Below are 24755 nucleotides of genomic sequence, written 5' to 3'. Positions count from 1 at the left end.
TTAGAGGGGCTTAGGCTCACTATACCCAAAGGATTCTGTTATGAGCCGTTTAGAAATACGTGACTTAAACCATGCCTATGTCTCGGATAAGCCCATTCTAAAAAACATTAACATTGACATTAATGAAGCCGGTGTCATCGCCATTATCGGGCCATCAGGAACGGGAAAAAGCACATTATTAAGATGCATTAACCGCCTCATTCAACCGACAAATGGCAGCATCATTTTCAAAAACAACGATGTAGCCAACGTTAAAGGAAAACCGCTAAGAGAGCTACGTCGTCAAATTGGCATGGTTTTTCAAGAATACAATCTGGTAGAGCGGCTGTCTGTTTTAGAGAATGTGTTGACTGGCCGCTTAGGCTATATGTCGGCTTGGAGCGCTTGGCGTCGCAATTTTACTGACAAAGACATTAAACGTGCGTTTGAACTGTTAGACTTTGTTGGGCTCAGTGACTTCGCCACACAGCGAGCGGACAGTTTATCCGGAGGACAACGTCAGCGCGTTGGTATTGCACGTGCACTGATGCAGGAGCCTGCTATCTTATTGGCTGACGAGCCAACCTCATCGTTAGACCCAAAAACATCTGTAGAAATCATGGAGTTATTAACCCAGCTGGCTAATGACAAAGGCATTCCAACGCTGGTAAATATCCATGATGTGAACTTAGCAAAACGCTACGCACAACGAATGATCGGCATGAGCGGAGGTAAGGTGGTGTATGACGGTCCACCAGATGGCATAAAAGATGAGCACCTTAAAACCATTTATGGAGGTGAGTCATGGCTACAGTAGTCGACCGTAAGCACCCCTTTAAAACGTCATTGTCTTCAAAGTTTTTGTGGCTGGGTTTATTCGCGTATTTAGCTTACGCCTTCTCAACACTGGATATTGGTTGGAATCGATTTGTACTCGGCCTAGACCAAGGGGCACGCTTAGTTGATCGTCTATTTCCACCTAACTTTGCCCGCTGGGAGTTGTTACTAAGTGACTTAATTGAAAGCCTTCAGATTGCCATCATTGCCAGTGTTTTGGGTATTGTTATTTCGTTGTTTGTCGGATTAATGGCCGCTCGTAATCTGATGCCCAATGCGATTAGTATTCCGGTTCGCGTGTTTATCGCACTCTGTCGTACTTTTCATCCTGTCATCATTGCCATCCTATTTGTCAAAGCCGTTGGCTTTGGGGCGATGGCCGGCATTTTAACCCTCACCGTCGCTTCTATAGGGTTTGTCGCTAAACTCTTTGCGGAAGCGATTGAAGAAATCTCTTTTAAACAGGTCGAAGCCATTCGAGCGACGGGGGCAGGCTTTATCAGCACCATAGTGTTTGCTGTTATTCCACAAGTTTTTTCGCGGTTTATCGGTTTTTCCATCTATCAATTAGACTCGAACCTACGGAACTCCACCATGATAGGTATCGTGGGTGCAGGTGGTTTAGGTGGCACACTGTTTTCTGCCTTCCAACGTTTCGATTATGACTTTGTTACCGCTATTTTGATGGCGATTATTGCCCTGATTCTTGTGGGCGAAGCCTTGTCTAATCTAGTACGGAGAATTTTCCAATGAAAGCCGACACATTAAAGACACCTATGTCTAATAGCGAATTAACACCAAAATGGGAGCGTTTTACCCTCGGTGAAAGAACCGCCCGTTATATGGTATACCTAGTAATTATCATGTCCTTTTTGGCCTCGTTGCGGACTGTTGAAATTATTCCAGAGTTTTTACTGGATGCACCTGAACAAATGGCCGATTTGTTTAGCCGCATGTGGCCCATGGATTTTGCCTCGTATCCTACGACCATCCATGGCGCTATGCTCGACACTCTGCATATTGCCACGCTAGGCACTCTGCTTAGCCTGATTCTTGCCATCCCTTTGGCCTTAATGAACGCCAGAAACATTGTTAAATCGCCTTGGTTAAACTGGATCGCGAAGTTCTTCTTGGTAGCATCACGCTCGGTTAACTCTTTGGTTTGGGCGCTGCTGTTTGTCGCTGTTTTTGGGCCCGGCGTGTTAGCTGGCGTACTCGCCGTGGCACTTCGCTCTGTTGGTTTTGTGGGTAAGTTATTTTCAGAAGCCTTAGAAGAAGTCAATATGGGTAGTGTTGAAGCCATTCGTGCAACGGGCGCGTCTTTTACCTCTGTCTTAATTAAAGCGTATTGGCCACAAGCCAAACCGGCCTTTTTTAGTATTCTTTTGTTTCGTTGGGACATTAACGTGCGAGAGTCTGCGGTATTGGGCCTAGTCGGCGCGGGCGGTATTGGGGTAGTGCTGAATAACGCGATGAATCTGTTTCAGTGGCCCAAGGTGGCCATGGTGTTAACGACCATTTTTATCGTGGTGTTATTGATTGAGTATATCGTTGTGCAAGTGCGTAAGCGTTTAATGTAATCATCCTATTATGCAATAAACAAGCCGCAAAAAAGCCTTCACCTTAAACAAGGGGAAGGCTTTTCGGAGTGATTACAAGGTTTTCAAAGCCGCAATAAGCGCGGCCATTTCGTCATCAGTACCAATGGTAATCCGTAAGTGATTACCAATGCGTGGCTTTTTACCAAAGTAACGAACCAGAATGCCTTGTTCTTTTAAGGCAAGGTAGATTTGCTCAGCGTCTTTGTCTGGGTGTGTCACAAACACAAAGTTGGTCGCTGATGGCACAATGGTGAATCCAAGGGCGTTAAGATCTTTCACCGTTTGCTCGCGAGTGGCGATGGTTTTAGCGCAAATATCTTGTAAATAACCATCATCTTCCACCGCTGCGGTAGCGCCAGCCAAAGCAATGCGATCAATTGGGTAGGAGTTGAAAGAGTTCTTCAAACGTTCCAACCCTTCAATCAAATCTGGATGCCCCAGTGCGTAACCCACACGAATCCCAGCCAAGGCACGAGATTTGGACAAGGTTTGCACCACCAATAGATTTGGATAGTGATTAATCAAAGACGCCGCGCTTTGCGCACCGAAGTCCACATAGGCTTCGTCCACTAACACCACCACGTCAGGATTCGCTTTTAAAATTGTCTCAATATCAGACAAAGGCAAGGCTTTACCGGTTGGCGCGTTTGGATTGGTTACCACCACACCTGAGACATCTAGGTTGTCGTAATCTGCTGGTACGATATCAAAATGGTCATTCAGCGGAATCAGTTTTGGTTCGATGCTGTATAAGCCAGCGTACACTTTATAAAAACTGTAGGTAATATCAGCAAATGCCAAAGGCTTGCCACCGGCAAAGTAGCCCATGAAAGCCAAGGCCAAGACTTCGTCTGAGCCGTTGCCAACAAACACCTGGTTCGCTTCTAACTGGTAATTGCTTGCCAAGGCGTTTTTTAACGCCATACCATTTGGATCTGGATAAAGACGTAAACGCTCACTTACCTCCACCGCCATTGCTTCTAGGGCTTTAGGCGATGGGGGATATGGGCTCTCATTCGTGTTTAACTTGATGTACTTTTTGTCTTGCGGTTGTTCGCCTGGCACATAAGGGTCAAGAGAAGCGATTTTATCTGTCCAAAAACGACTCATATAACTCTCCATTACTTTTTATAAAGGGGTCAGAGCCCTTTAAAAGTAGATATTAGATAAGGCAAATTTTGTTAAAATTAATGGGATCTGACCCCTTTAATAGAAACAAAATAAGGCCTCAATTGAGGCCTTATAGATACATTAGAATGTTTGTCAGTGACTATCCGGCCTAGGATTAGTCCTGAGGGCGCATATGTGGGAACAATAATACGTCACGGATTGAAGGGGCATTGGTGAACAACATCACCAAACGATCAATACCAATACCTTCACCCGCGGTCGGTGGTAGGCCGTATTCTAGCGCATTGATGTAGTCAGCATCGTAATGCATGGCTTCATCATCCCCTGCGTCTTTTTCTGCAACCTGACGCATGAAACGCTCTGCTTGATCTTCTGGGTCATTAAGCTCAGAAAAACCGTTGGCAATTTCACGACCACCGACAAAGAATTCAAAACGATCAGTGATAAAGTCATTGTCGTCATTACGGCGGGCAAGTGGCGACACTTCCGCTGGGTATTCCGTAATGAAAGTCGGTTGATCCAATTTGTGTTCTGCGGTTTCTTCGAAGATTTCCGTCCACAATTTGCCAAGACCCCAAATCGGTTTTACATCGATTTTTAGTTTCTTCGCCACAGCCGTTGCGCTTTCTAATGTTTCTAGGTCAGCCGCTGTCAATTCTGGATTGTAGTGCAAAATCGAATCTAACATGCTCATGCGAACAAAGGGCGCACCAAAGTCGTACTCAGAGCCTTGGTAAGTCACTTTGGTTGTACCCAATACTTTTTCTGCTACTGTACGCAGCATATCTTCTGTCAGATCCATCAGATCTTTGTAATCTGCGTAAGCTTGGTAGAACTCAATCATGGTAAATTCTGGATTATGACGAGTTGATGTACCTTCGTTACGGAAGTTACGGTTAATCTCGAACACACGTTCAAAACCGCCCACAACCAAACGTTTCAAATACAGCTCTGGCGCGATACGCAGGTACATGTTCATGTCCATGGCGTTATGATGCGTCACGAACGGGCGTGCTGATGCACCGCCAGGAATGGTTTGTAACATAGGCGTTTCCACTTCCATGAAACGACGATCTTCTAGGAAACGACGAATCGTGGAGATGATTTTTGAACGCATTTGAAACGTCTCACGAGACTCTTCATTGACAATCAAATCCACATAACGCTGCCGGTAACGCATTTCCATATCCGCTAAACCATGATGCTTATCTGGCAATGGACGGAGAGATTTGGTAAGTAATTGCGCTTCTTGCATGTCAACATACAAGTCGCCTTTACCAGATTTATGCACGGGTCCTGTGATACCAATGATGTCACCTAGATCCCAAGTTTTTTGCTCAGCCAATAGTTCAGCACTCAAGGCTTTACGATTGACATAAGCTTGGATTTGGCCTGTCATGTCTTGAAGCAACATGAAGGCACCACGGTTACGAATGATACGACCCGCAATGCTAACCTTGTGATTTTTTTCTTCCAACTCGGCTTTTTCTAGTTCGCCAAATTCCGCTTGAAGGTCTGCGGCGTATGCGTTGGGACGAAAGGTATTGGGAAACGCATTGCGCTCAGCGCGTATGGCTGCCAATTTACCGCGACGCTCAGCAACCAAACGGTTGTCGTCTGATTGTGCTGTCGATTCTGTGTTGTGTTCGTTAGCCATGATTTGCTATTGCTCTTTGTAAATGGTCAAAAAAATTAAAAAGTAAATGCGATTGCGCTACAGACCTTGCTTTAAGCTTGCAACGATAAATTGGTCTAGATTGCCATCTAGCACCGCCCCCGTGTTGGAGGTCTCCACGCCGGTACGCAAATCCTTAATACGTGATGCATCCAATACGTAGGAACGAATCTGACTGCCCCAACCGATATCAGACTTACTGTCTTCTAAGGCTTGCGCGGCTTCATTGCGTTTCATCATTTCAAATTCGTACAATTTGGCACGAAGTTGTTTCATGGCAAAATCACGGTTTGCATGTTGCGAACGCTGATTCTGACACTGTACGACGATCCCTGTTGGAACGTGAGTAATTCGCACCGCCGAGTCGGTCGTGTTTACGTGCTGACCACCCGCTCCAGATGAACGATAGGTATCAGTACGAATGTCCGCCGGATTGATTTCGATGTCTACGTTGTCGTCTACTTCAGGAGAAACAAACACAGACGCAAACGACGTATGGCGACGGTTACCAGAATCAAAAGGAGACTTACGAACCAAACGATGCACGCCTGTTTCGGTTCGTAACCAACCAAAAGCATACTCCCCTTCAAAGCGAATGGTCGCCGATTTAATGCCCGCGACATCGCCAGCCGACACTTCCATTAATTCGACCTTGAAGCCCTTGTCTTCCCCCCAGCGCAAATACATACGCAATAGGATATTGGCCCAGTCTTGTGCTTCGGTACCACCAGAGCCAGACTGAATATCCAAGAAAGCGCTGTTTTCGTCCATCTCTTTGGAAAACATACGACGAAACTCTAACTTGGCCAGCAAAGCTTCTAGCTCTTCCAGTTCAAGTTGCACCGCTTCTACGGAATCCTCGTCGTTATCTTCTACGGCGATGTCGAGCAGCTCTTTGGAATCATTTAAACCAGATTCCATGCTGTCTAGGGTTTCAACTACCGCTTCAAGCGCGGCGCGCTCTTTACCGAGTTTTTGTGCGTACTCTGGATCGTTCCAAATAGCGGGATCTTCCAGCTCACGGTTAACTTCCTCTAAGCGTTCTTTCTTTGACTCGTAGTCAAAGATACCCCCGAAGGGTTAAAGCACGGGCAGAAAGGTCTTTTATCTGAGAAACTATCGGGTTTATTTCCATATTGGCGTCAATTTGCTATAAACAGTGTGAATAAAAGTGATTCGGAATTGTAACGAATTTACTCGCAGCATAAAATGCCATTCGCTACTCAATGATGGAAAAACAGACCATTTTTTGTGGGCCTAGCTATCAAATGGAGTCAATATGGACAAGCCAACCGTTACCGTCGCCATACTGGGACAAAGTTACAAAATAAACTGCCCTAAAGGGCACGAAGCCGATTTAAAAGAAGCCGCTGAATACCTTAACAATCAGATGCGTGAGATTAAAGCCAGCGGCAAAATTGTCGGACTTGAAAAAATAGCCGTGCTGGCCGCATTGAATATTACTCACGATATGCTTTCTAACCGAAAATACGCTCGCTCTAACGAGCAACAGTTGCGGGAATTGACTTCCCAGCTTGATGCCGCTCTCACGCATCAAACGAAGTTGATTAACGAATAAACAGATACGGCATGTTCGTTTGTCTTATTTTTTGATTGCAAGCGCATAACACGAATTTTCTTCAAGCAGCATGAGAGACACGGTGGGATGATGAGTGATTTCTTTCATCAGTTACTTTATACTGTAATTCGTTTCCTGGGTTGTTCGAAGCGGCTTAACGCCCTTGAGCCTATGAGTAATACCCTGGAAAAAGCCTGTTGGTTTGGTGTGCATGTCCGCGCGACGGAAAGCCTAAAAAATCACAGCTTTTTCCACCTTGAACCACTGGGTTCAAGGCCAATAGCCGAAACGGCAACTTGGGAAACTCTTTTATGACCTCGCCTCTTGATTCAAGACAAATACTGCGCCGCCAATTACGTCAAGCCAGAAAAAACCTATCCAATCATGCACAACTTATTGCAGCCCAAACCCTAGTGGCTCGTGTTGATCACTATTTATCGGGGCAACAAACGGACAAACTCAAAAAAGTGGCTCTGTATCTCGCCAATGACGGTGAAATTTCCCCGCATTTACTGTGTGAGTATTTTTGGCAACAGAGTATCGCGACGTATCTTCCAGTGATTCAGGGAAAGCAGTTAGGCTTTGCACGCTATACCGCTGATTCTATGTGGCAAGAAAATAGCTACGGCATTAAAGAGCCTGTCACTGCCGATTATGCCCCTAGCCGTGATCTAGACTTGGTGTTCTTACCCTTAGTAGGGTTTGACTCTCAAGGGGGGCGCCTTGGTATGGGGGGTGGGTTTTACGACAGAACATTTGCAAATAAACGGCCAGACGCATCACCACAACTCATCGGCTTAGCTCATGAGTGCCAACAGGTCAAAAGCTTACCCGTTGAAAGCTGGGACGTGCCCCTGCAAGCCATCATTACACCGCAGCAAAGTATTCTCGTTTCATGAGCAACATAGCAACTGCCAACGAAATCATAGCCCACTGTTTCCGTGGTTTAGCCCTCTGTTTTAATAAGTGAAACTGTAACCTACCGACATCATCAAACCACTGTTACCCTTATCATTTTCAGCCGCATAAGCGAGATCGACGTCTAAACGTCGATAAAAAGTTAATCCAGCGGTGATGTAATTCAGCTCATTCCCTACCATGTTGCGTCGCAAACCCACTCGCATTCCAGGTAAGATCCAATTTCCACTAAAGTAAGACAATGATACGGTCGCCCATTGATATTCGTCTCCTAACGGATCCGCTATGGCATTCACATCATAAGAACCAGCCAACGAAAAGTGCTGATCCTTGCTTTTTATCGCCGCATCAATCGTCATTTGAGCTTCCATTGTATAGGTATCTGCTAACGCCAAAGCCCCCTTGTTTGCAAAACGAACAGCCGCATTACAACTGGTTAAATCTGCCCCCGCTAAACCAGTGCAATTTCCCAACACGGTGTAATCAAAGGTCGGTTCATTTACATTCGCGATTGAAGCGCCAAGCTGATAATTACGCGCTGCCAACACAACCCCTAAGTCAAGACCAATACCGGATGAGACGCCTTCTCTGCCTAAGAAAAAGTCACCATAGGATACGCTCGAGTCTCCGTCTTCTGTCAACACAGTAAGCTTTTGGTCTAAAGCAAGACGATGAAAATTCAACTTACCTCCCACAATCAGCGCACTATTGGGCGAACGAGACACCATCTCACTGTAACCAATACCGAAACGCAAATCGGAAGCTCTTTTTAAGTGAAGGGAGGTTTCCGATTGAATATCAACACCGCTCACATCAACGCCACTAAGGTCAGCCGTACTCGTAACCGCTTTTAAACCATCAACTCCAACCAAGGTCAAATTATCTGAAAGTATGTCTGCACGCCCAACCAAAGAGGCACTCGCATCCAGCATAAAAACGCCACGCCGACGTGTTTTATAAATAATAGGCAAAAATGGGGCCTGCACCGTTGTGGCGAATTTTGCATAGGTAGTTTGGCTTATATTAGAAACAACCCCGTCTGCCTTGCTTAAAGAAGTATTAATACTCGCCAGCACTTCTGCAATCTTGTTAACCACAAAAGTATCAGCCGCGGCTTGGCCTTGATTATTAAATACAGTCTGAGCCTCAACTTTAATAGCATTAATATCAATACTGGAAGTAAAATCTCTGTCAAAAATATCGACCAGCTCATCGACTCTATCATTTAAGTCGCTGACTCCTCCACCTTCAAAACCGATCGCCATCGGTCCTAAAAAACTGACTCGAAAGCCTTGCAGATTGGCCATTAAATACGTGGAAGCAGGATTACCTAGAGCAGTAGACAGCGCATGACGATTGCCATAATTACCCAGCACTGTGCTAGAGCCAATAGGTTGATAGACATCCATCGCCGCCATAGACCCTGTGCTCAGCAACCCTAACCCGATTATTGCCAAATATTTCTTCATGCTTTACCCATACTCGTTCACTCTATGGCCTTAGATATGACTGAACAACAGATATAAAAAAAGCCGATGATATAAGATGTCATCGGCTTTAAAGACGAAACCTTTACGTTTTTAGAACGCGGTATCGTAACCGATGGAGAAGAAGCCACCACGTGGAAGTTCATCACCGTCTTCATCCACAACCGTATCCAGCGCTACCGCCAAATCGATATTCAGGCGCTTTAAAATCGTCAAACCAGCAGAAGCATAGCTCAGCTCTGTACCGGCCATATTTTGGCGAAAACCAATACGCAGCCCTGGAATGAAATGTGAATCACCATTGTAAGACAAGGAAGCCGCCGCCCACTGATACTCATCCCCAACGGCGTCTTTTACTTCATTGGCGTCATAAGACAAACCCAAAGTCACTTGCTTACCTTTAGTAGAGACAGCAAAATCAACGGTCGTTTGCATTTCCTTGACGTATTTGTCCGTTGCCGCTAATTTCCCAGCCGTCACCAATCCATTAGCCGCAGAACAACTTCTGGTTGCGCAGTTTTGTTTGATAGGCGCACCATCAAATTCAGGTTCGTTAATATTGGCAAGGGTTAAGCCAACTTGGTAATAATTCGATACCCACACTGTTCCTAGATCAAGGCCTACTCCAGTACTGCTCACCGCATCATCCGAAATAGCATCAGATATGGCATCTTCAGCCTTATCACTTTGGTCATCCAAAGCAACAGTACCGCGGCCTAGTGAAATTTGATGTAAATTAGCTTTTACACCACCTATCAGCATGCCGTGAGAGTTTTCCCACACCGCTTGGCTGTAACCAAAGCCAACTTTTAAATCGGTTGCCGTTTGAGCATAGAAAGAAGTGTCAGAAGTCAATTCGGTATTACTGCTATTAAGTTTAATCGTATCCGCAATCACACTGCCTTTAGCCACACCAGAAAGACTGGCATCCAACATAAAGGCGCCTTTATCTTGTGTTTTGTAGATTATTGGCATGAAAGGCACTTGCATGCTCAAGGTCGTTTTTAGATAGGCAGTTTGTCCTATCTTTTTCAAAATATCGTCTGCTTTCTTCAAAGCATCTTCTGCTTGAGTTTTACTTGTATAAGTAGCATCAAGAATTTTCTCAATCTCTTCCGCTCGATCACCTAGATCACTCACGTCGCCCATCTCGACGCCAATACTCAATGGCCCAAGAATACCAAAGCGGAAGCTATCGTTGTCGTCTTGATTCACCATTAAAAACGGCGCAGCGGGATTACCATGTACGGTCGAAAGCGCTCTAATATTCGGCGCACTGCTTAACGTAAAGCTAGAGCCCACTGGCTGGTTAACGGGCATCGCGGCCATCACGGCGGAGCTCAATAAACTGGTAGAAAAGATAGCAAGCTTTTTCATGGTCAAATCCTTTGGTTGGGTTAACAGACGCAGAGTGTCAACTTTTGACTTAGTTCTTCAAGCAATTGTAAACCGTTTTTTTGCACATTTCCTACAATAAATCGACACTTTTCAAAAAAAACTTACCCACCAGCGATTAAGAAAAATCCCCCAGAGACAATTGATGACGAAGTTTCTCCAAATCTTCTAGTGTATCCACACCATGGGTCGGCAACCCATCCGCGAGCGCCACTTGCACCTTGATACCTTGATGCAAAAAACGCAGCTGCTCAAGCTTTTCCCAACGCTCTAATGGTGACATAGGCAGATCGGCGTATTTAGCCAGCAAACTGGCTCGATAAACGTACAAACCTATGTGGCGAAGAGCGGGGAAATCAACAGGCAATAAACCTGTTCTTTCAGGATTACTGGCAAAGCCATCTCTGTTCCAAGGCATGGGTGAACGACTAAAATACAACGCACGCTGCTTTTCATCACAAACCACTTTCACCACATTTGGGTTAAAGAAATCTTCAATCTGATCAATCGCACAAGCAACCGTTGCCATTTCGGCTTCTTTATCTTGGTTTAATGCTATTACACTGGAGTGAATCAAGTTAACCGGTAAAAAAGGTTCGTCGCCTTGCACGTTGACGACAATTTCACCGCCCAACCAGCCCATTTTTGCAGCAACTTCGGCAAGACGCTCTGTGCCATTTTCATGATCATCACGGGTCATCACCACTGAAGCACCAAAACCTATTGCCGCTTTTTCTATGAGTTGATGATCCGTGGCAATCGTCACCGATTGCGCGCCCGCTTTTAATGCCAACTCATAAACCCATTGCAATACCGGCTTGCCACCTAAATCGGCCATCAGCTTTTGCGGAAAGCGCTGAGAAGCGTAACGAGCAGGAATAACAATATGAAAATCAGGTAGCGTTGCAGTACCAGTCATTGTATTTAAAGAGTCAGTCATTATTTTTCAAACTCCGGTTTTTGCGCCAATTCATAAGCGTGTTCCAAGGACATACGAGATGCTAACACCATATCAGCGACTTCTCGAGCGACACCTTCACCGGCCTCCTTAGTGAGAACAATCGAACAATAACGCTGCACTACAATGTGCGCATCGGCTGGACATAACGCAACACCCACATTTGGCATAACCTGAAGATCAATCACATCATCGCCCACGTAAGCGGCTTCCGCTGAGGTAATGCCCAACTGAGCTATCAACGCATTAAAGGCGGCGGCTTTATTATGACAACCGGGGTAGAAATGCGCGACCTTGAGCTCTTTCATCCGTTGCCTCAATGGGGCGGAGTCTTTCGCGGTAATCACAGCAACCCGAACGCCCCACTTTGGCAGCAACTTCATTGCCACGCCATCTTTTACGTTGAAGCGTTTTATGGTTTCGCCCTGCTCGGTGTAAAGTAGATGGCCATCGGTTAATACGCCATCAACATCAAAAACCACCAGCTTCAAGGCTTGCAGTTTAGCTAGCAAACCTTGATCGTTATCGAGCGCAGGATAAGAAGAAAGAAAAGCCGTATCCATTTATTAAACACTCGTATCCAATACTTCAAATGTTTTGACCAATTCATCAAGCTGCTTCATTTGTTTTAGGAATGGCGCCAATTTACCCAAAGACAAAGCGCAAGGACCATCGCATTTTGCATTATCAGGATCTGGATGCGTTTCTAAGAACAAACTAGATAAACCAAGCGACATACCCGCACGAGCCAATTCCGTCACTTGTGCACGACGGCCATCTGCAGAATCTTCACGACCACCAGGACGTTGCAACGAATGTGTTACGTCGAACATCACTGGGTAGCCAAATTTTTTCATTTCGCCAAAACCAAGCATGTCTACCACCAAGTTGTTGTACCCCATCATGGTGCCACGCTCACAAAGCATTAGGTTATTGTTGCCCGCTTCTTCACACTTGGTAAGAATATGCTTCATTTCATGAGGTGCTAAAAACTGCGCTTTTTTGATATTGATCACTGCGCCAGTTTTAGCCATCGCGACAACTAAATCCGTTTGGCGAGACAAGAACGCTGGCAATTGAATAACGTCGGCCACTTCAGCCACTGGTGCACATTGGTAAGCTTCATGCACATCGGTAATCACTGGCACACCAAAAGTGTCTTTGATCTCTTGCAGAATTTTTAGACCTTCTTCCATGCCTGGGCCGCGGAAAGAATTGATAGACGAACGGTTCGCTTTATCAAAGGAACCTTTAAATACATAAGGAATTCCAAGCGCTTCCGTCACTTTCACATGCTCTTCCGCAACGCGCATTGCCAAGTCGCGAGACTCTAATACGTTAACGCCACTGAACAAAACAAAAGGAAGGTGGTTAGCCACTTCAATTTTTTTACCAATTTTAATAATTTTTGATTCTTGAGATAACTGTGTCATGAGAACTCCATTTTTAATCTAGGTTTGCTCACTCTAAACACGTCTAAAGCGGCGTAAAATTAGTTGAACCGTTTTTATCGATCGTAAATTTCTAAAATTCCGGATAAGTTTTTCGCATCGTCCACCACGACTAACAAGGTGATTTTATCGCGCAGCATTTGCTCTTCAGCTTGCACTATCATCACGTTTTCATTGATGGTTTTTGGATTCGCTGTCATCAAGCTTGCCATGGTTTTATGTATCATACCTTCACTTTCTTTGAGCATGGCACGACGTAAGTCACCATCGGTAAAGATACCCAGCAACTTCCCCGCTTCTTGAATCAATACAACACCCATTCTGCCATGAGTCATGACGGAAATAGCGTCTTTTAATGTGGTTTCTGGCGTACAAACAGGAAGGTTCTCTTTGTGCATTAGGTCTTTAACACGAGTTAATAGTTTACGACCTAAGCTACCACCAGGATGAAAACGGGCAAAATCTTGCGGCTGGAAGTTACGGCACTCCATCAAAGCAACAGCCAACGCATCGCCCATCGCGGTTGTCATAGTCGTCGATGTGGTGGGTGCTAGATTATTTGGGCAAGTTTCTTTATCGATGGAAAGGTCCAGTACGCAATCGCAATGCTTCGCTAAAGTAGAATTAATGTTTCCCACCATGGCAACACTTGGGTTTCCGAAACTTTTTAGCGAAGGTAATAAACGCATCAGCTCTTCGGTTTCTCCCGAAAAACTGATCAATACTAAGACATCTTCCGGTTGAATCATCCCCAAATCCCCGTGGAAGGCTTCACCAGGATGAAGAAAGAAGCTAGGCGTACCGGTCGAAGCGAGCGTGGCGGCGATTTTTTTTCCAATCAATCCGGATTTGCCCATACCGCAAATAATCGTGCGGCCTTTACTGGTTAGTATCATTCGAACCGCTTTAGCAAAGTCTTCCGTCACTTGGTTAGCTAAATTAGCCAGAGCTTGAGCTTGGGTTGATAAAGTACGTCGAGCGCTATCAATAAGAACATCAGAGTGAATGCTGGGTGTGGATGGGTCGCTCATAAAGCCTATCTGCTCCGTATAATCATGGTTAGGTTGATTTATTATACAGAGGAGAAAGCGGGTCGCCTATTAAAGAGCCCGTTTTCATCACTCTTGCTTTGATAAACGGGCTTTTTGATCTATAGGCAAGGTTATGTGGCCTTTCTGATTATCTTAAGCAGCTGAGAAATTGCCCGCTTAAACTGTCCAAAAAGGAGAAATACGCATTAGTGCCGATTTTTATCTGACTTCCTAATGGATCTAGTGGCGCCGTTTTAACGTCAGAGCCTTCCAATAAAGCCGTCACGATCGCCGGACTGAACTGCGGCTCACTAAACACACAATGAATCTTGTGTTCTTCGATTTCACGACGGATTTCTGCGACTTTTTTCGCCCCAGGTTTGCGCTCTGGACTGACCGTAATTTCGCCAGCATTTTGCAAACCATAATGTTGTTCAAAGTAGCTATAACCATCATGGAAAACAATATAAGGTACCGTATTTACCTGACCGAGCGCTTTACGAATCTCAGCATCTTTGGCACTCAATCCTTTTTCAAAAGCGGCTAGATTACCTTCATAGTAAGCAGCATTAACAACATCAAGAGAAGCCAGACGCACTGTCACAGCTTTAGCCAAAACTAGCGCATTGTCAGGGGATAACCAGACATGTGGGTCAACACCAGAATGATCATGACCTTCATGGTCATCATGGTCTTTGTGGTCATCATGACCTTTGTGGTCANAATGATCATGACCTTCATGGTCATCATGGTCTTTGTGGTCATCATGACCTTTGTGGTCATCATGACCTTTGTGATCGTCATGACCTTTGTGATCGTCATGACCTTTATGATCGTCATGGCCTTTGTGATCGTCATGCCCTTTGTGATCGTCATGCCCTTTGTGATCGTCATGCCCTTTGTGATCGTCATGCCCTTTGTGATCGTCATGCCCTTTGTGATCGTCATGCCCTTTGTGATCGTCATGCCCTTTGTGATCGTCATGCCCTTTGTGATCGTCATGCCCTTTGTGATCGTCATGCCCTTTGTGATCGTCATGCCCTTTGTGATCGTCATGCCCTTTGTGATCGTCATGCCCTTTGTGATCGTCATGCCCTTTGTGATCGTCATGCCCTTTGTGATCGTCATGCCCTTTGTGATCGTCATGCCCTTTGTGATCGTCATGCCCTTTGTGATCGTCATGCCCTTTGTGATCGTCATGCCCTTTGTGATCGTCATGCCCTTTGTGATCGTCATGCCCTTTGTGATCGTCATGCCCTTTGTGATCGTCATGCCCTTTGTGATCGTCATGCCCTTTGTGATCGTCATGCCCTTTGTGATCGTCATGCCCTTTGTGATCGTCATGCCCTTTGTGATCGTCATGCCCTTTGTGATCGTCATGCCCTTTGTGATCGTCATGCCCTTTGTGATCGTCATGCCCTTTGTGATCGTCATGCCCTTTGTGATCGTCATGCCCTTTGTGATCGTCATGCCCTTTGTGATCGTCATGCCCTTTGTGATCGTCATGCCCTTTGTGATCGTCATGCCCTTTGTGATCGTCAGCACCAAATTCATTCAGAATAACGCCCTCAAGAGCCAACCATTCAATAGCCGTAACCTCTTTCCCCGCATTTTGCAGAGGCTTTTCTAAAAAGTTTTCTAGCGACTCCCCAACCCATACGACAGTATCTGCGTTGTAAATTTTTCTCAGATCAGACGGACGCAAGGCGAAGTCATGAGGAGATGCGGTGCTAGAAACAATTTGTTCGATATCCGCTTTGTCACCCGCAATCGCCGCTACGATCATAGATACAGGCGTGATACTGGTAGCAATCACAGGCTTTGCGACAGCTAAAGGCGCCAGAACGGAAGCACCTAAAGCAAAAAATAACTTGTTCATAAAACAACACCTCTATATACGTTATAACGTAACATTACGTTATAAAAAAAATAGATTCAAGAGGCATTCCTGAATCTATTTTTAATAGAAGAAATTTGTCGCTTATACATGCCCACAAAAAAGCACGTTAGACATCAACCCGTCTTTAGACATAAGACAAATCATGTGCGGATATTGGCCTCACCACTAGACCTGCTCGCTGACCAATCGGTAAGTTGGTGTTTGGAAACACAATCGCATCCCCAGATTGTTTAACACGGTATTCACTCTTTTTCGAACTAGATAGTAAAAAGTCAGACTCGAACTGAGAAAAGTTGTTCGCATCCTCAGCAATATTTAACTGATAGCTTTCATCATCTTTAATTAACGCATCCAGTACCGTAAAAATACTCAGTAAGGATATCTCGGATTGTGCAAAAGTTCCCTCCTCCAGTAGCAAACATAGACTGCTTTCCATTTGAGTAAAGCGCGATAAATCGTTTTGACCAAAAGGATACACTTTACCCAACTCAATGGTGAAAGCATGAGCACCGTACGTCTCGTAACTGTGGAAGGAAAACGTGGTGGTTGCTTGGTGAGACAGTAGCACAGCATCAATGCCACTTGCGGCAAGAAAGCTCAATTGCTGCTTACTATAGCGTGCTTCTTTAACATAAGGATAAACCACAAACTTCTCATGTTCAGAGCCACGTATGGCAGTGTGTAAGTCGTAATGTAATTTCGTGTGTTTTTCATCTAAATCTCGATAGAAGTCATTAATTGCTTGCTCAAGCCGCTCAGCCCGCTTCGCCTCAAAACCCTGGTAACCCTGCCATCCACCATGGAACAAACGATTCAAATTCACTTCGCAAAAGCGCTTACCTGCGTTCGCAGCAACAGGATTACCAATCAACACCAATAATCGAATACCCAAGGTTAAACGACCACTTAAAATCTGGATAAGCAATTCATTGACCAGCTCAATCGGGCCCGTTTCGTTACCATGCACACCCACCGACAGAACCAAGCTAATATCTTGTTTTGCTTGGTGCGGTTCCAGCCGAAAAATCCCCGTGTCTTCAACAACGCCCGTGCCACTTGGAAAATCCAATTCAAATGGCGCTATGCTGTGCGGATTAGCCAATGTTAAAGCCAAAAAATCATGATTAAGAATGGTCATTTTACTCCACCGATTACACCCAAATTAATCCGTATCATACCGTCTTTAAAAGAAAGAATAGTGTGCATTTCTTAGCAGGGCTGACATTACCAAAAAAAAGGTCGCCTTCTATATATAACGGAAGACTTTTCTTTCGACAGAAATGCCGATACCCTTTACCTATTCAGCTATTTTCTTTACCCATTGAGTATTTTATGTCCAACACTGATGAAGTCATTATCTTGGTCGACGACCAAAACAAGGTAATTGGCGATGTACCCCGACGCTTAATGAATTTTAACAGTCACTACCATCGCGTTACTTACATTTTTGTCTTCAACACGTCAGGTCATCTATTAGTTCAAAAAAGAGCCGACGACAAAGCCTTTTGTCCCAGTTATTACGGCATTACGACCGGAGGTGTGGTTGAAAAAGGGGAATCCTATATCGATTCCGCACACCGCGAACTGCAAGAAGAGCTGGGAATTAATGCTGAATTAGAAAGCCAAGGCGTCTTTTTAACCGAAGGAAAGGGCTTCCGTATTTGGGGAAAAATATACACCTGCTTGTACGATCCAGAGATTCAAGGCGAGCTAACGCTACAATCTAAGGAAGTAGCGTCCATTCATGAAATGAGCATTGCCAGTATTTTAGAGAATAAAGGTGAGTTACTGTTTACCCCAGACTCCATGGAAGCGCTCCACCAATACGTTAACAAGCTCACCTACCCGAAAGACGATGATCCGCTTTAGTCTTTTCTTATTCATCAGTTTTATCATCAGTTCTTTCGCCTTAGCCCAAGAGCGATGGCAGGACGACGACTACATTCGCGATAGCTTCTTAAAAATCGCTCTTGAACGAGAATACAAGGAAAACAAATACCCCAAGCTTATCCGCTGGAACACTCCCATTAAGCTATTTTTTGAAAGCGACAGCGGTGATGCAGCTTTTCAGAAAGAACTCTTGAGTGTGCATGCCCAACACCTTGCACACATTACCGGTCTTTCTATTGATTTTACTGACGATAGAAAAACCGCCAATATCTTTGTTATTTTCACCACCTACGACAATATTGAAAACAAAGTAAGACAGTATATTGGTGACCCTGAAAATATCAGAGCCGCGCTAGATGAAGCCATTTGCTTGGGCAACTTTCGCCACAACAGTCAACATCAAATCACCCGTGGCAGTATCATCATCCCGGTGGACTACGCACGACAAAAAAGGCGTTTTCTAGACTGTATTGTAGAAGAAATCACCCAATTACTTGGGCTGCCAAATGACTCCAACTCGGTGTTCCCTTCTATTTTTAACGATGTCAGTATCGATGCCTATCTCAGTCCATTAGACTATTTATTGCTAAAAGCGCTCTATTCAAAACACCTACAGCCAGGTATGGACGTCGCTCAGGTGACCAAAGCCTTCTCGCACGTATTGGCCGATTTTCACGCCAACAATGAAATCCATAATGCCGCCTACCTAGTGCAAAGATACAGCTTAAAAACCTACTTAGGGGACTAGCCACAAATCGGATAGATGTTAGATAAAGCCTGCTTTAGATCAAGGTTGTTGTTTTTTGCCAGGACGTTTCCATAAATAGTATTTATTCTTTCTGCTTTTCCAGCACAAGTTAGGTAAAATGCAGGCATTAAAAAATACACATTGGAGAGTCTGAATGTTTCCTGAGCTCAAAAATGATCGCTTTTTGCGCGCATTACTTAAACAACCCGTTGATACCACACCGGTCTGGATGATGAGACAAGCGGGGCGTTATTTACCAGAATACCGCGCCAGTCGAGCAAGCGCTGGGGATTTTCTTAGTCTGTGCAAGAACGATGCGTTTGCCTGCGAAGTCACTTTGCAACCCTTGAAACGTTATGAATTAGACGCTGCTATTCTCTTTTCAGACATACTAACGATTCCGGACGCAATGGGGCTGGGGCTGTATTTTGAAACGGGAGAAGGCCCTAAATTTAGGCACACCATTCGCAACAAAGCCGATGTAGACGCTCTACCAGTCACCACAGCAAACGATTTAGGTTATGTGATGAAAGCGGTGACCACAATTCGTCACGCACTGAACGGAAGCGTACCTCTAATCGGATTTTCTGGCAGTCCATGGACATTAGCCACTTACATGGTGGAAGGCGGTTCTAGCAAGGACTTTCGACACATTAAAGCGATGATGTATCAGTCCCCTGAAATTTTACATACCCTACTCGACAAGTTAGCCCAGTCAGTGACAGCGTATCTTAATGGGCAAATTCTAGCTGGTGCGCAAGCGTTGCAAATTTTCGACACTTGGGGTGGTGTCTTGAGTGGTCCTATGTATCAGCAATTCTCTTTGCTGTACATGAAACAAATTCTTGACGGTTTAATACGCAACCACGAAGGCAAAAGAATCCCCGTTATTTTATTCACTAAAAACGGCGGGCAATGGCTAGAAAATATGGCAGCAACCGGACCAGACGCCCTAGGTTTAGACTGGACAACTGACATCGCCGAAGCCAGAGCACGTGTTGGTCATAGCGTCGCCCTGCAGGGCAATATTGACCCTTGTGTACTGTATGCGGGCAAAGAGGTTATTGAACGCGAAGTGGAAAACGTGTTGTCTGGGTTTGGAACCGGCAGTGGCCATGTCTTTAATCTTGGTCATGGCATCCATCAATTCGTCAACCCAGATCACCCCAAGTACCTAATCGATGCCGTTCACCGACTTGGACAGAAATACCACACCCCTAAATACGATGATTTAGACGCACTGAACGGCTTGTAGACTGACTAAATAAATCCGCAGAGGCTTTGTAGGAACACTGTAACCAGCAAAGCCCCTTTGTGTCGTCCAAAGTAATTTATATATCGCTCATTAGCCGCCATTTTATGGCGACTTTTTCATTAGAGTGGTATTTTTATATAAAATAATTATGTTACATGGAGAATAAAATGAAATTGATTACGGCGATTGTTAAGCCTTTCAAACTGGATGAGGTGCGCGAAGCTCTTTCAGAAATGGGCATCAACGGTATTACTGTCACAGAAGTAAAAGGTTTTGGCCGTCAGCGTGGCCACACTGAACTGTATCGTGGCGCTGAATACGTTGTTGATTTCTTACCTAAGGTAAAACTTGAGCTAGCCGTCGAAACAGATCAAGTAGAGCGTGCTATCGAAGCCATCCAATCCAGCGCCAATACGGGCAAAATTGGTGATGGTAAAATCTTTGTCACGCCACTAGAACAAATCATCCGTATTCGCACCGGCGAAACGGGTGCTGACGCCATCTAAATCACGTTGTCTACTTAACGTTAAACAAAAAAAGAGGCCGCAGCCTCTTTTTTTGTTTTTCATTGTTAGCCTTTGTCTGGCACCTTAATGGATAAAGTGCCCAGATAACGGTTTTGACGTAACTCAATTTGGCGAAAGATCGCGATAATCACAATACTAATTATCAAATAAATCGCACCTGCCGCAATAAAAATCTCCATTGGCGTGTAGGTCCTAGCGATAATGGTTCGAGCCATTCCTGTTAAATCCAAAATCGTAATAGTACTGGCTAACGCACTGCCTTTAAGCATCAAGATGATTTCATTACCGTAAGCTGGTAAGACAATACCAAACGCTCTTGGCAAGAGTACGCGTCTGTACATTTGCACACGCGTCATGCCAACCACTTTACAAGCTTCCACTTCCCCCTGCGGAATGGCCTGAATAGCTCCACGAAAAATCTCCGCCGTATAAGCGGAAGTATTTAACGTAAAAGCAATAATAGCACACCAAAACGGCTCTCTAAGAATGGGCCAAAACATACTTTCTCGCACGGCATCAAATTGTGACGCCCCGTAATACACCAAAAATATTTGCACTAATAAAGGCGTGCCACGAAAGAAAAAGATATAAGCAAAAGGAATCGCTCGAATCCAAGCAACAGGAGAAATCCTAGCTAATGCAATGGGTAATGCAAAAGCACCACCCAAAACAATAGATAAAGCCACTAACTGAAGGCTGACCCAAGCACCCTCTAATAAACGAGGAAAGTACTCAATAACGACTGAAATATCCATACATTATCCCCTAGTTAGACCACGGCTGGCACGTTTTTCCATATAGGAAACAAACACCATGGAGATAATGGTCAGCGCGAGATACATAAAGGCCGCCACTAAATAAAATAGAAACGGTTCTTTGGTACTGCTTACCGCAATATTGGCTTTACGCATGATGTCATCCAAACCGACCACAGACACCAGGGCTGTGTCTTTTAGCAAAACAAGAAATAGATTACCTAACCCTGGTAATGCCACTCGCCATACCTGTGGCAAAATAATCCGATAAAACTTTCTGATTGGCCCCATACCCAGAGCCGTCGCCGCTTCATGCTGGCCTTTTGGAATCGCCTGCAGAGCACCACGAAACACTTCCGTCGCATAAGCGCCGAATGTTAAACCCAGAGCGATAACACCAGCAGCGAACGCTCCCACCTCAATATACTCGTCGTAACCAAACAGCCCGGCAATCGCCATAAGAACACTGGTTGCGCCAAAATAAATAATCAGAACGGTTAGAAGCTCGGGAATACCGCGAATAATAGTGGTGTAGCCATGCGCAATCCATCTTAAGACTTTATAAGAAGATAATTTTGCTGACGCCCCCAGTAGCCCCAAAATCAAACCCACAAACAGCGAATACAGCGCGAGCTCAATGGTGACGACCGCACCTTGGAGCAGCTGATCGCCGAATCCATGAAGATTAATCATAGTTTTTTCTCAGAGTAAGCTTAAAAGTTAGTTTTTCGGCACCTAGGTGCCGAAAAACTCTAAGAAATACCTACGCTTAGTAGATAGAGAACGGGAAGTATTTAGCGTTGATTTTTTGGTAAGTACCGTCCGCTAAAATCGCATCAAGCGCTTTATTCAGATTCTCTTTTAGCTTTTTGTCATTTTGGCGGATAGCAATCGCTATATTGTCTGTTTTCATGAACGCATCGCCTTTGAACTCAAATTTTGAGCCATCAGCCGATGTTTTCAACCAGTTATAAGTAGGCAATTCATCAGACAAAACGATGTCTAAACGGCCAGAGATCAAGTCAAGGTATACGTTGTCTTGGTTATCATAGAATTTAAGATCCGCCTTGCCTGTGAAATTATCTTCTAGGTATTGAGCGCCAAGCGTTGCACGTTGTGCACCAATCGTTTTACCTTCTAAGTTAGCCAAATCAAATTGCTCACCTGTACGACCCAAGAAACGCAAACCACCGGAATAATACTTATTAGTGAAGTCAACCACCTTCAAACGGTCTTCGGTAATAGACATGGAAGCAATAATGGCATCAAATTTACGCACTTTTAAACCAGGAATAAGACCATCCCAGTCTTGCGTCACGATTTCACAATCAGCTGCCATCTTGGCACACAAAGCACGAGCGATATCCACATCGAAACCTTGTGGCTGACCAGATTCATCAATAAAGTTGAAAGGCGCCCAAGCACCCTCTGTCGCAAAGCGTACTTTTTCAGCCGCATGTGACGAAACCGTCGTCAATGCTGCGGTTAACAATAACGCCGATCCAAACACCATTTTTTTCAATTTCATTTTTTAATCCCCTTGGAATATTTGTTTACTAATTCACTATTTTTGTTTTGATTGGTACTCAGTTTTCACAAAAAAGACTAGAACACGCTAGAAAGAAACGCCTTACAACGTTCTGACTTTGGTGATCCAAACACTTCACCTGGCGTCCCCTTTTCTTCAACAACGCCTTGATGAAGAAACACGATTTCACTAGAAACATCTCGAGCAAAGTTCATCTCATGGGTGACAATTAACATGGTACGTCCCTCTTCCGCTAAGTTACGCATTACACCAAGCACTTCACCCACTAGCTCAGGATCAAGGGCCGACGTAGGCTCGTCAAACAGTATCACTTGTGGGTCCATCGCTAAGGTTCTAGCAATCGCCACTCGCTGCTGCTGCCCACCAGATAGCTGATTAGGATACATGTTTTTCTTTTCAGCAATCCCTACTTTTTTTAATAAGTGCTCAGCGTACTCCGCCACTTCCTGTTTTGGGCGCTTTAAAACACTCAGTGGGCCTTCCATAACGTTTTGCAAAATTGTCATGTGCGGCCACAAATTAAAGCTTTGAAAAACAAACCCTATTTGCTGACGCATCTGCGTCAGTTGACGCATATTATTTGCCACTAAGTCCGTATCGCCCGGAACAAGATCCAGCTTATTGCCATTAAAAATAATGTCTCCACGAGTCGGATTTTCAAGCATATTGATACAACGCAAAAACGTGCTTTTGCCTGAGCCACTGGAGCCAAGAATTGAAATGACGTCACCATCGTACGCTTTTAGAGAAATGCCTTTTAACACCTCAACATCGCCAAACGTCTTGTGGATATCAATGAGTTCTAACGCCGGGGCTTTTGACATGATTCCTACCTTCTTTATTTTATAAACTTATTATTGTTGTATGTAACAATTACACAACACGAAATCAGCACTAAAACGCCGAACACACTTGTTAGCTAAAATGGCATAAACATAACTGCCATAACAGCTTAGACTGGCATTTTAAGTTACTTTTTCCAGAGTTGCCTCCTTTTCTTGTCCGACTGGACAGGCACTAAACTTAAATTGTGAATTTTATTTCTCTCTTCACGTGGTGTGATGCCAAAAAAACCTTTGTAGGTGGTACTGAAATGAGGCGCTGACCCAAACCCACAGGTTGCACCAACCTGCGCAATACTTTTGTCCGTTTGCAAAATTAACTGTTTAGCGTGCTGCAAACGCAACTCCAAATAATAACGGGATGGCACAATATCTAAATTGCTTTTGAACAATCTTTCCAAATGGCGTCTTGACACCCCAACATGAAAAGCAATGTCGTCCGAAGACAAAGGCTCCTGAATATTTGCTTCCATTAGTTGCACCGCTTCTACTAATTTTGGCTGTCCAGTGCCTATACGCGCTTGGAGTGGAATCCTCTGCGGATCCTCATGGGTGCGAATTCTTTCGCAGACAAACTGTTCAGATATATTGCTAGCAAGCGACATGCCATGCTGCTTACCGATAAGAAACAACATCATATCCATCGCTGCTGTGCCGCCACTGCAAGTATAACGATCTCTGTCTACTTCAAAAAGATGGTTCGAGACAATGGTCTGTAAAAATTCATCGCGCAAATTGGCTAAACTGCGCCAGTGTATCGTTGCACGATACCCATCCAGCAACCCGGCTTTGGCTAGCAAATAGCTGCCAGTACAAACTCCACCTAAGCCTACTTTTTTTTTCGCTTGTTTTTTAATCCAATTTTCTAAAGTCGGACTTTCGCTTTTTATCACGGGAGACGCCCCACACACAAAAATCGCGTCTAGATCGTTGGGCGCGTCACTCGTGAGGTAGTCTGATACCGTTGTAACCCCCGTATTTGAAGGGATTGTCCTTTCCTCATGGGTAATAGTGCAAAAGGAATACAGCTCTTTACCCGTTACCCAGTTCGCCATGTGCAATGTTTCAATGGCAGAAGAAAAACCCAGCATAGAATAGTGCGGCAACAGCAAAAAACCGTATTTTAGGGGTTTTTTACTCGCCTGCATGACTTCTCTTGATGCGAATTCACTCTTGTACAAAATATTATCCTGTGAGGTATGAACAAAAACGGAGTTTATTTCGTTTAAAATGGATAACAAAGGTTT

At 44.7% G+C, this 24755-nt stretch carries 25 protein-coding genes and 1 other RNA gene; 10 read left to right on the top strand and 16 right to left on the bottom strand.

From position 1 onward, the window contains the following. Positions 1–40 precede the first annotated feature (40 nt). The 3 genes from phnC to phnE (EBI00_RS13610) are packed head-to-tail and all read left to right on the top strand — an operon-like array spanning position 41 to position 2396. Entirely contained in the window at positions 41–796 is a 756-nt protein-coding gene (gene phnC / locus EBI00_RS13620; protein ID WP_123096495.1) for a phosphonate ABC transporter ATP-binding protein, read from the top strand. Next, complete coding sequence (phnE, locus tag EBI00_RS13615; protein WP_123096494.1) at positions 784–1569, top strand: phosphonate ABC transporter, permease protein PhnE; 786 nt, start codon at positions 784–786, stop codon at positions 1567–1569. The genes phnC and phnE (EBI00_RS13615) overlap by 13 nt, the downstream gene beginning before the upstream one ends. Then, positions 1566–2396, top strand: coding sequence for a phosphonate ABC transporter, permease protein PhnE (phnE, locus tag EBI00_RS13610; protein WP_241557043.1), 831 nt, complete (start codon positions 1566–1568; stop codon positions 2394–2396). Before phnE (EBI00_RS13615) ends, phnE (EBI00_RS13610) begins: the two co-directional genes overlap by 4 nt. A 72-nt stretch (positions 2397–2468) precedes the next feature. Here the strand turns inward: phnE (EBI00_RS13610) and hisC are convergent, their stop codons facing one another. From hisC to prfB, 3 genes are all read right to left on the bottom strand, one after another. Continuing rightward, positions 2469–3527: a histidinol-phosphate transaminase gene (gene hisC / locus EBI00_RS13605; protein WP_123096493.1), complete on the bottom strand. Its 1059-nt coding sequence runs from the start codon at positions 3525–3527 to the stop codon at positions 2469–2471. A gap of 175 nt (positions 3528–3702) precedes the next feature. After that, a complete protein-coding gene (lysS, locus tag EBI00_RS13600) occupies positions 3703–5205 on the bottom strand; it encodes a lysine--tRNA ligase (RefSeq protein WP_123096492.1) in 1503 nt (500 codons plus the stop codon). A 57-nt stretch (positions 5206–5262) separates the two neighbouring features. Next, positions 5263–6358 (bottom strand): peptide chain release factor 2 gene (gene prfB / locus EBI00_RS13595; protein ID WP_123096491.1). Its coding sequence is split into 2 segments (ribosomal slippage): positions 5263–6285 and positions 6287–6358, totalling 1095 coding nucleotides; the frame shifts between segments, so codons are not numbered across the junction. Positions 6359–6502: 144 nt separating this feature from the next. Between prfB and EBI00_RS13590 the strand changes: the two genes are divergently transcribed. The 3 genes from EBI00_RS13590 (at position 6503) to EBI00_RS13580 (ending at position 7701) form a co-directional block, all read left to right on the top strand. Beyond that, a complete protein-coding gene (locus EBI00_RS13590; protein ID WP_123096490.1) occupies positions 6503–6802 on the top strand; it encodes a cell division protein ZapA in 300 nt (99 codons plus the stop codon). A gap of 129 nt (positions 6803–6931) precedes the next feature. Then, positions 6932–7109: non-coding RNA, 6S RNA (gene ssrS / locus EBI00_RS13585), on the top strand. Positions 7110–7113: 4 nt separating this feature from the next. Next, positions 7114–7701 (top strand): 5-formyltetrahydrofolate cyclo-ligase, encoded by a 588-nt coding sequence (locus tag EBI00_RS13580; protein ID WP_123096489.1) that lies wholly within the window; start codon positions 7114–7116, stop codon positions 7699–7701. 60 nt (positions 7702–7761) lie between these two features. Here EBI00_RS13580 and traF (EBI00_RS13575) read toward each other — a convergent pair whose 3' ends face one another. From traF (EBI00_RS13575) to astE, 8 genes are all read right to left on the bottom strand, one after another. Next, a complete protein-coding gene (gene traF, locus EBI00_RS13575) occupies positions 7762–9189 on the bottom strand; it encodes a conjugal transfer protein TraF (RefSeq protein ID WP_123096488.1) in 1428 nt (475 codons plus the stop codon). Between the two features lie 111 nt (positions 9190–9300). Then, positions 9301–10584 (bottom strand): conjugal transfer protein TraF, encoded by a 1284-nt coding sequence (gene traF / locus EBI00_RS13570; protein WP_123096487.1) that lies wholly within the window; start codon positions 10582–10584, stop codon positions 9301–9303. 136 nt (positions 10585–10720) lie between these two features. Next, positions 10721–11542, bottom strand: coding sequence for a 3-deoxy-manno-octulosonate cytidylyltransferase (gene kdsB, locus EBI00_RS13565; protein ID WP_241557042.1), 822 nt, complete (start codon positions 11540–11542; stop codon positions 10721–10723). Then, positions 11542–12123 carry a KdsC family phosphatase gene (locus tag EBI00_RS13560; RefSeq protein WP_123096486.1) on the bottom strand — a complete coding sequence of 194 codons (582 nt, stop codon included), beginning with the start codon at positions 12121–12123 and terminating at the stop codon, positions 11542–11544. Before EBI00_RS13560 ends, kdsB begins: the two co-directional genes overlap by 1 nt. A gap of 3 nt (positions 12124–12126) precedes the next feature. After that, complete coding sequence (gene kdsA, locus EBI00_RS13555; protein WP_123096485.1) at positions 12127–12993, bottom strand: 3-deoxy-8-phosphooctulonate synthase; 867 nt, start codon at positions 12991–12993, stop codon at positions 12127–12129. 74 nt (positions 12994–13067) lie between these two features. Beyond that, complete coding sequence (locus EBI00_RS13550; protein WP_123096484.1) at positions 13068–14042, bottom strand: KpsF/GutQ family sugar-phosphate isomerase; 975 nt, start codon at positions 14040–14042, stop codon at positions 13068–13070. Between the two features lie 148 nt (positions 14043–14190). Further along, positions 14191–15828, bottom strand: a complete 1638-nt coding sequence (locus tag EBI00_RS13545; protein WP_241557045.1) for a metal ABC transporter solute-binding protein, Zn/Mn family — start codon at positions 15826–15828, stop codon at positions 14191–14193. A gap of 238 nt (positions 15829–16066) precedes the next feature. After that, positions 16067–17080 (bottom strand): succinylglutamate desuccinylase, encoded by a 1014-nt coding sequence (astE, locus tag EBI00_RS13540; protein WP_123096482.1) that lies wholly within the window; start codon positions 17078–17080, stop codon positions 16067–16069. Between the two features lie 194 nt (positions 17081–17274). Here astE and EBI00_RS13535 point away from each other — a divergent pair, with 194 nt between their 5' ends. From EBI00_RS13535 to EBI00_RS13520, 4 genes are all read left to right on the top strand, one after another. Then, positions 17275–17811, top strand: a complete 537-nt coding sequence (locus tag EBI00_RS13535) for an NUDIX hydrolase (protein WP_123096481.1) — start codon at positions 17275–17277, stop codon at positions 17809–17811. Further along, positions 17798–18580 carry a DUF2927 domain-containing protein gene (locus EBI00_RS13530; RefSeq protein WP_123096480.1) on the top strand — a complete coding sequence of 261 codons (783 nt, stop codon included), beginning with the start codon at positions 17798–17800 and terminating at the stop codon, positions 18578–18580. Before EBI00_RS13535 ends, EBI00_RS13530 begins: the two co-directional genes overlap by 14 nt. Before the next feature lie 154 nt (positions 18581–18734). Next, positions 18735–19835 (top strand): uroporphyrinogen decarboxylase, encoded by a 1101-nt coding sequence (gene hemE, locus EBI00_RS13525; RefSeq protein ID WP_123096479.1) that lies wholly within the window; start codon positions 18735–18737, stop codon positions 19833–19835. 167 nt (positions 19836–20002) lie between these two features. Beyond that, positions 20003–20341 (top strand): P-II family nitrogen regulator, encoded by a 339-nt coding sequence (locus EBI00_RS13520; protein WP_123096478.1) that lies wholly within the window; start codon positions 20003–20005, stop codon positions 20339–20341. Between the two features lie 65 nt (positions 20342–20406). Here EBI00_RS13520 and EBI00_RS13515 read toward each other — a convergent pair whose 3' ends face one another. The 5 genes from EBI00_RS13515 to EBI00_RS13495 all read right to left on the bottom strand — a co-directional run bounded on the left by EBI00_RS13515 (position 20407) and on the right by EBI00_RS13495 (position 24656). Continuing rightward, positions 20407–21117: an ABC transporter permease gene (locus tag EBI00_RS13515; RefSeq protein WP_123096477.1), complete on the bottom strand. Its 711-nt coding sequence runs from the start codon at positions 21115–21117 to the stop codon at positions 20407–20409. 3 nt (positions 21118–21120) lie between these two features. After that, the gene (locus EBI00_RS13510; protein ID WP_123096476.1) at positions 21121–21810 is read right to left on the bottom strand and encodes an ABC transporter permease; all 690 of its coding nucleotides are present in this window, start codon (positions 21808–21810) and stop codon (positions 21121–21123) included. A 76-nt stretch (positions 21811–21886) separates the two neighbouring features. Then, positions 21887–22645, bottom strand: a complete 759-nt coding sequence (locus tag EBI00_RS13505; RefSeq protein ID WP_123096475.1) for a transporter substrate-binding domain-containing protein — start codon at positions 22643–22645, stop codon at positions 21887–21889. 77 nt (positions 22646–22722) lie between these two features. Then, positions 22723–23490, bottom strand: a complete 768-nt coding sequence (locus tag EBI00_RS13500) for an ABC transporter ATP-binding protein (protein WP_174714928.1) — start codon at positions 23488–23490, stop codon at positions 22723–22725. A 146-nt stretch (positions 23491–23636) separates the two neighbouring features. Then, positions 23637–24656: a GlxA family transcriptional regulator gene (locus tag EBI00_RS13495; protein WP_123096473.1), complete on the bottom strand. Its 1020-nt coding sequence runs from the start codon at positions 24654–24656 to the stop codon at positions 23637–23639. Positions 24657–24755: the final 99 nt, after the last annotated feature.

Origin of the sequence: Marinomonas hwangdonensis, from assembly GCF_003721245.1 — a bacterium.
Taxonomy (GTDB): Bacteria; Pseudomonadota; Gammaproteobacteria; order Pseudomonadales; family Marinomonadaceae; genus Marinomonas; species Marinomonas hwangdonensis.
Note: the sequence above shows the minus strand (reverse complement) of the source record. Positions and strands in the feature narration are given on the sequence as shown.

What these genes read in the sequence shown, in the direction of transcription:
- phnC (WP_123096495.1), top strand. Translation starts at nt 41, where the DNA reads ATGAGCCGTTTAGAAATACGTGACTTAAACCATGCCTATGTCTCGGAT.
- phnE (WP_123096494.1), top strand. Translation starts at nt 784, where the DNA reads ATGGCTACAGTAGTCGACCGTAAGCACCCCTTTAAAACGTCATTGTCT.
- phnE (WP_241557043.1), top strand. Translation starts at nt 1,566, where the DNA reads ATGAAAGCCGACACATTAAAGACACCTATGTCTAATAGCGAATTAACA.
- hisC (WP_123096493.1), bottom strand. Translation starts at nt 3,527, where the DNA reads ATGAGTCGTTTTTGGACAGATAAAATCGCTTCTCTTGACCCTTATGTG.
- lysS (WP_123096492.1), bottom strand. Translation starts at nt 5,205, where the DNA reads ATGGCTAACGAACACAACACAGAATCGACAGCACAATCAGACGACAAC.
- EBI00_RS13590 (WP_123096490.1), top strand. Translation starts at nt 6,503, where the DNA reads ATGGACAAGCCAACCGTTACCGTCGCCATACTGGGACAAAGTTACAAA.
- EBI00_RS13580 (WP_123096489.1), top strand. Translation starts at nt 7,114, where the DNA reads ATGACCTCGCCTCTTGATTCAAGACAAATACTGCGCCGCCAATTACGT.
- traF (WP_123096488.1), bottom strand. Translation starts at nt 9,189, where the DNA reads ATGAAGAAATATTTGGCAATAATCGGGTTAGGGTTGCTGAGCACAGGG.
- traF (WP_123096487.1), bottom strand. Translation starts at nt 10,584, where the DNA reads ATGAAAAAGCTTGCTATCTTTTCTACCAGTTTATTGAGCTCCGCCGTG.
- kdsB (WP_241557042.1), bottom strand. Translation starts at nt 11,542, where the DNA reads ATGACTGACTCTTTAAATACAATGACTGGTACTGCAACGCTACCTGAT.
- EBI00_RS13560 (WP_123096486.1), bottom strand. Translation starts at nt 12,123, where the DNA reads ATGGATACGGCTTTTCTTTCTTCTTATCCTGCGCTCGATAACGATCAA.
- kdsA (WP_123096485.1), bottom strand. Translation starts at nt 12,993, where the DNA reads ATGACACAGTTATCTCAAGAATCAAAAATTATTAAAATTGGTAAAAAA.
- EBI00_RS13550 (WP_123096484.1), bottom strand. Translation starts at nt 14,042, where the DNA reads ATGAGCGACCCATCCACACCCAGCATTCACTCTGATGTTCTTATTGAT.
- astE (WP_123096482.1), bottom strand. Translation starts at nt 17,080, where the DNA reads ATGACCATTCTTAATCATGATTTTTTGGCTTTAACATTGGCTAATCCG.
- EBI00_RS13535 (WP_123096481.1), top strand. Translation starts at nt 17,275, where the DNA reads ATGTCCAACACTGATGAAGTCATTATCTTGGTCGACGACCAAAACAAG.
- EBI00_RS13530 (WP_123096480.1), top strand. Translation starts at nt 17,798, where the DNA reads ATGATCCGCTTTAGTCTTTTCTTATTCATCAGTTTTATCATCAGTTCT.
- hemE (WP_123096479.1), top strand. Translation starts at nt 18,735, where the DNA reads ATGTTTCCTGAGCTCAAAAATGATCGCTTTTTGCGCGCATTACTTAAA.
- EBI00_RS13520 (WP_123096478.1), top strand. Translation starts at nt 20,003, where the DNA reads ATGAAATTGATTACGGCGATTGTTAAGCCTTTCAAACTGGATGAGGTG.
- EBI00_RS13515 (WP_123096477.1), bottom strand. Translation starts at nt 21,117, where the DNA reads ATGGATATTTCAGTCGTTATTGAGTACTTTCCTCGTTTATTAGAGGGT.
- EBI00_RS13510 (WP_123096476.1), bottom strand. Translation starts at nt 21,810, where the DNA reads ATGATTAATCTTCATGGATTCGGCGATCAGCTGCTCCAAGGTGCGGTC.
- EBI00_RS13505 (WP_123096475.1), bottom strand. Translation starts at nt 22,645, where the DNA reads ATGAAATTGAAAAAAATGGTGTTTGGATCGGCGTTATTGTTAACCGCA.
- EBI00_RS13500 (WP_174714928.1), bottom strand. Translation starts at nt 23,490, where the DNA reads ATGTCAAAAGCCCCGGCGTTAGAACTCATTGATATCCACAAGACGTTT.
- EBI00_RS13495 (WP_123096473.1), bottom strand. Translation starts at nt 24,656, where the DNA reads ATGCAGGCGAGTAAAAAACCCCTAAAATACGGTTTTTTGCTGTTGCCG.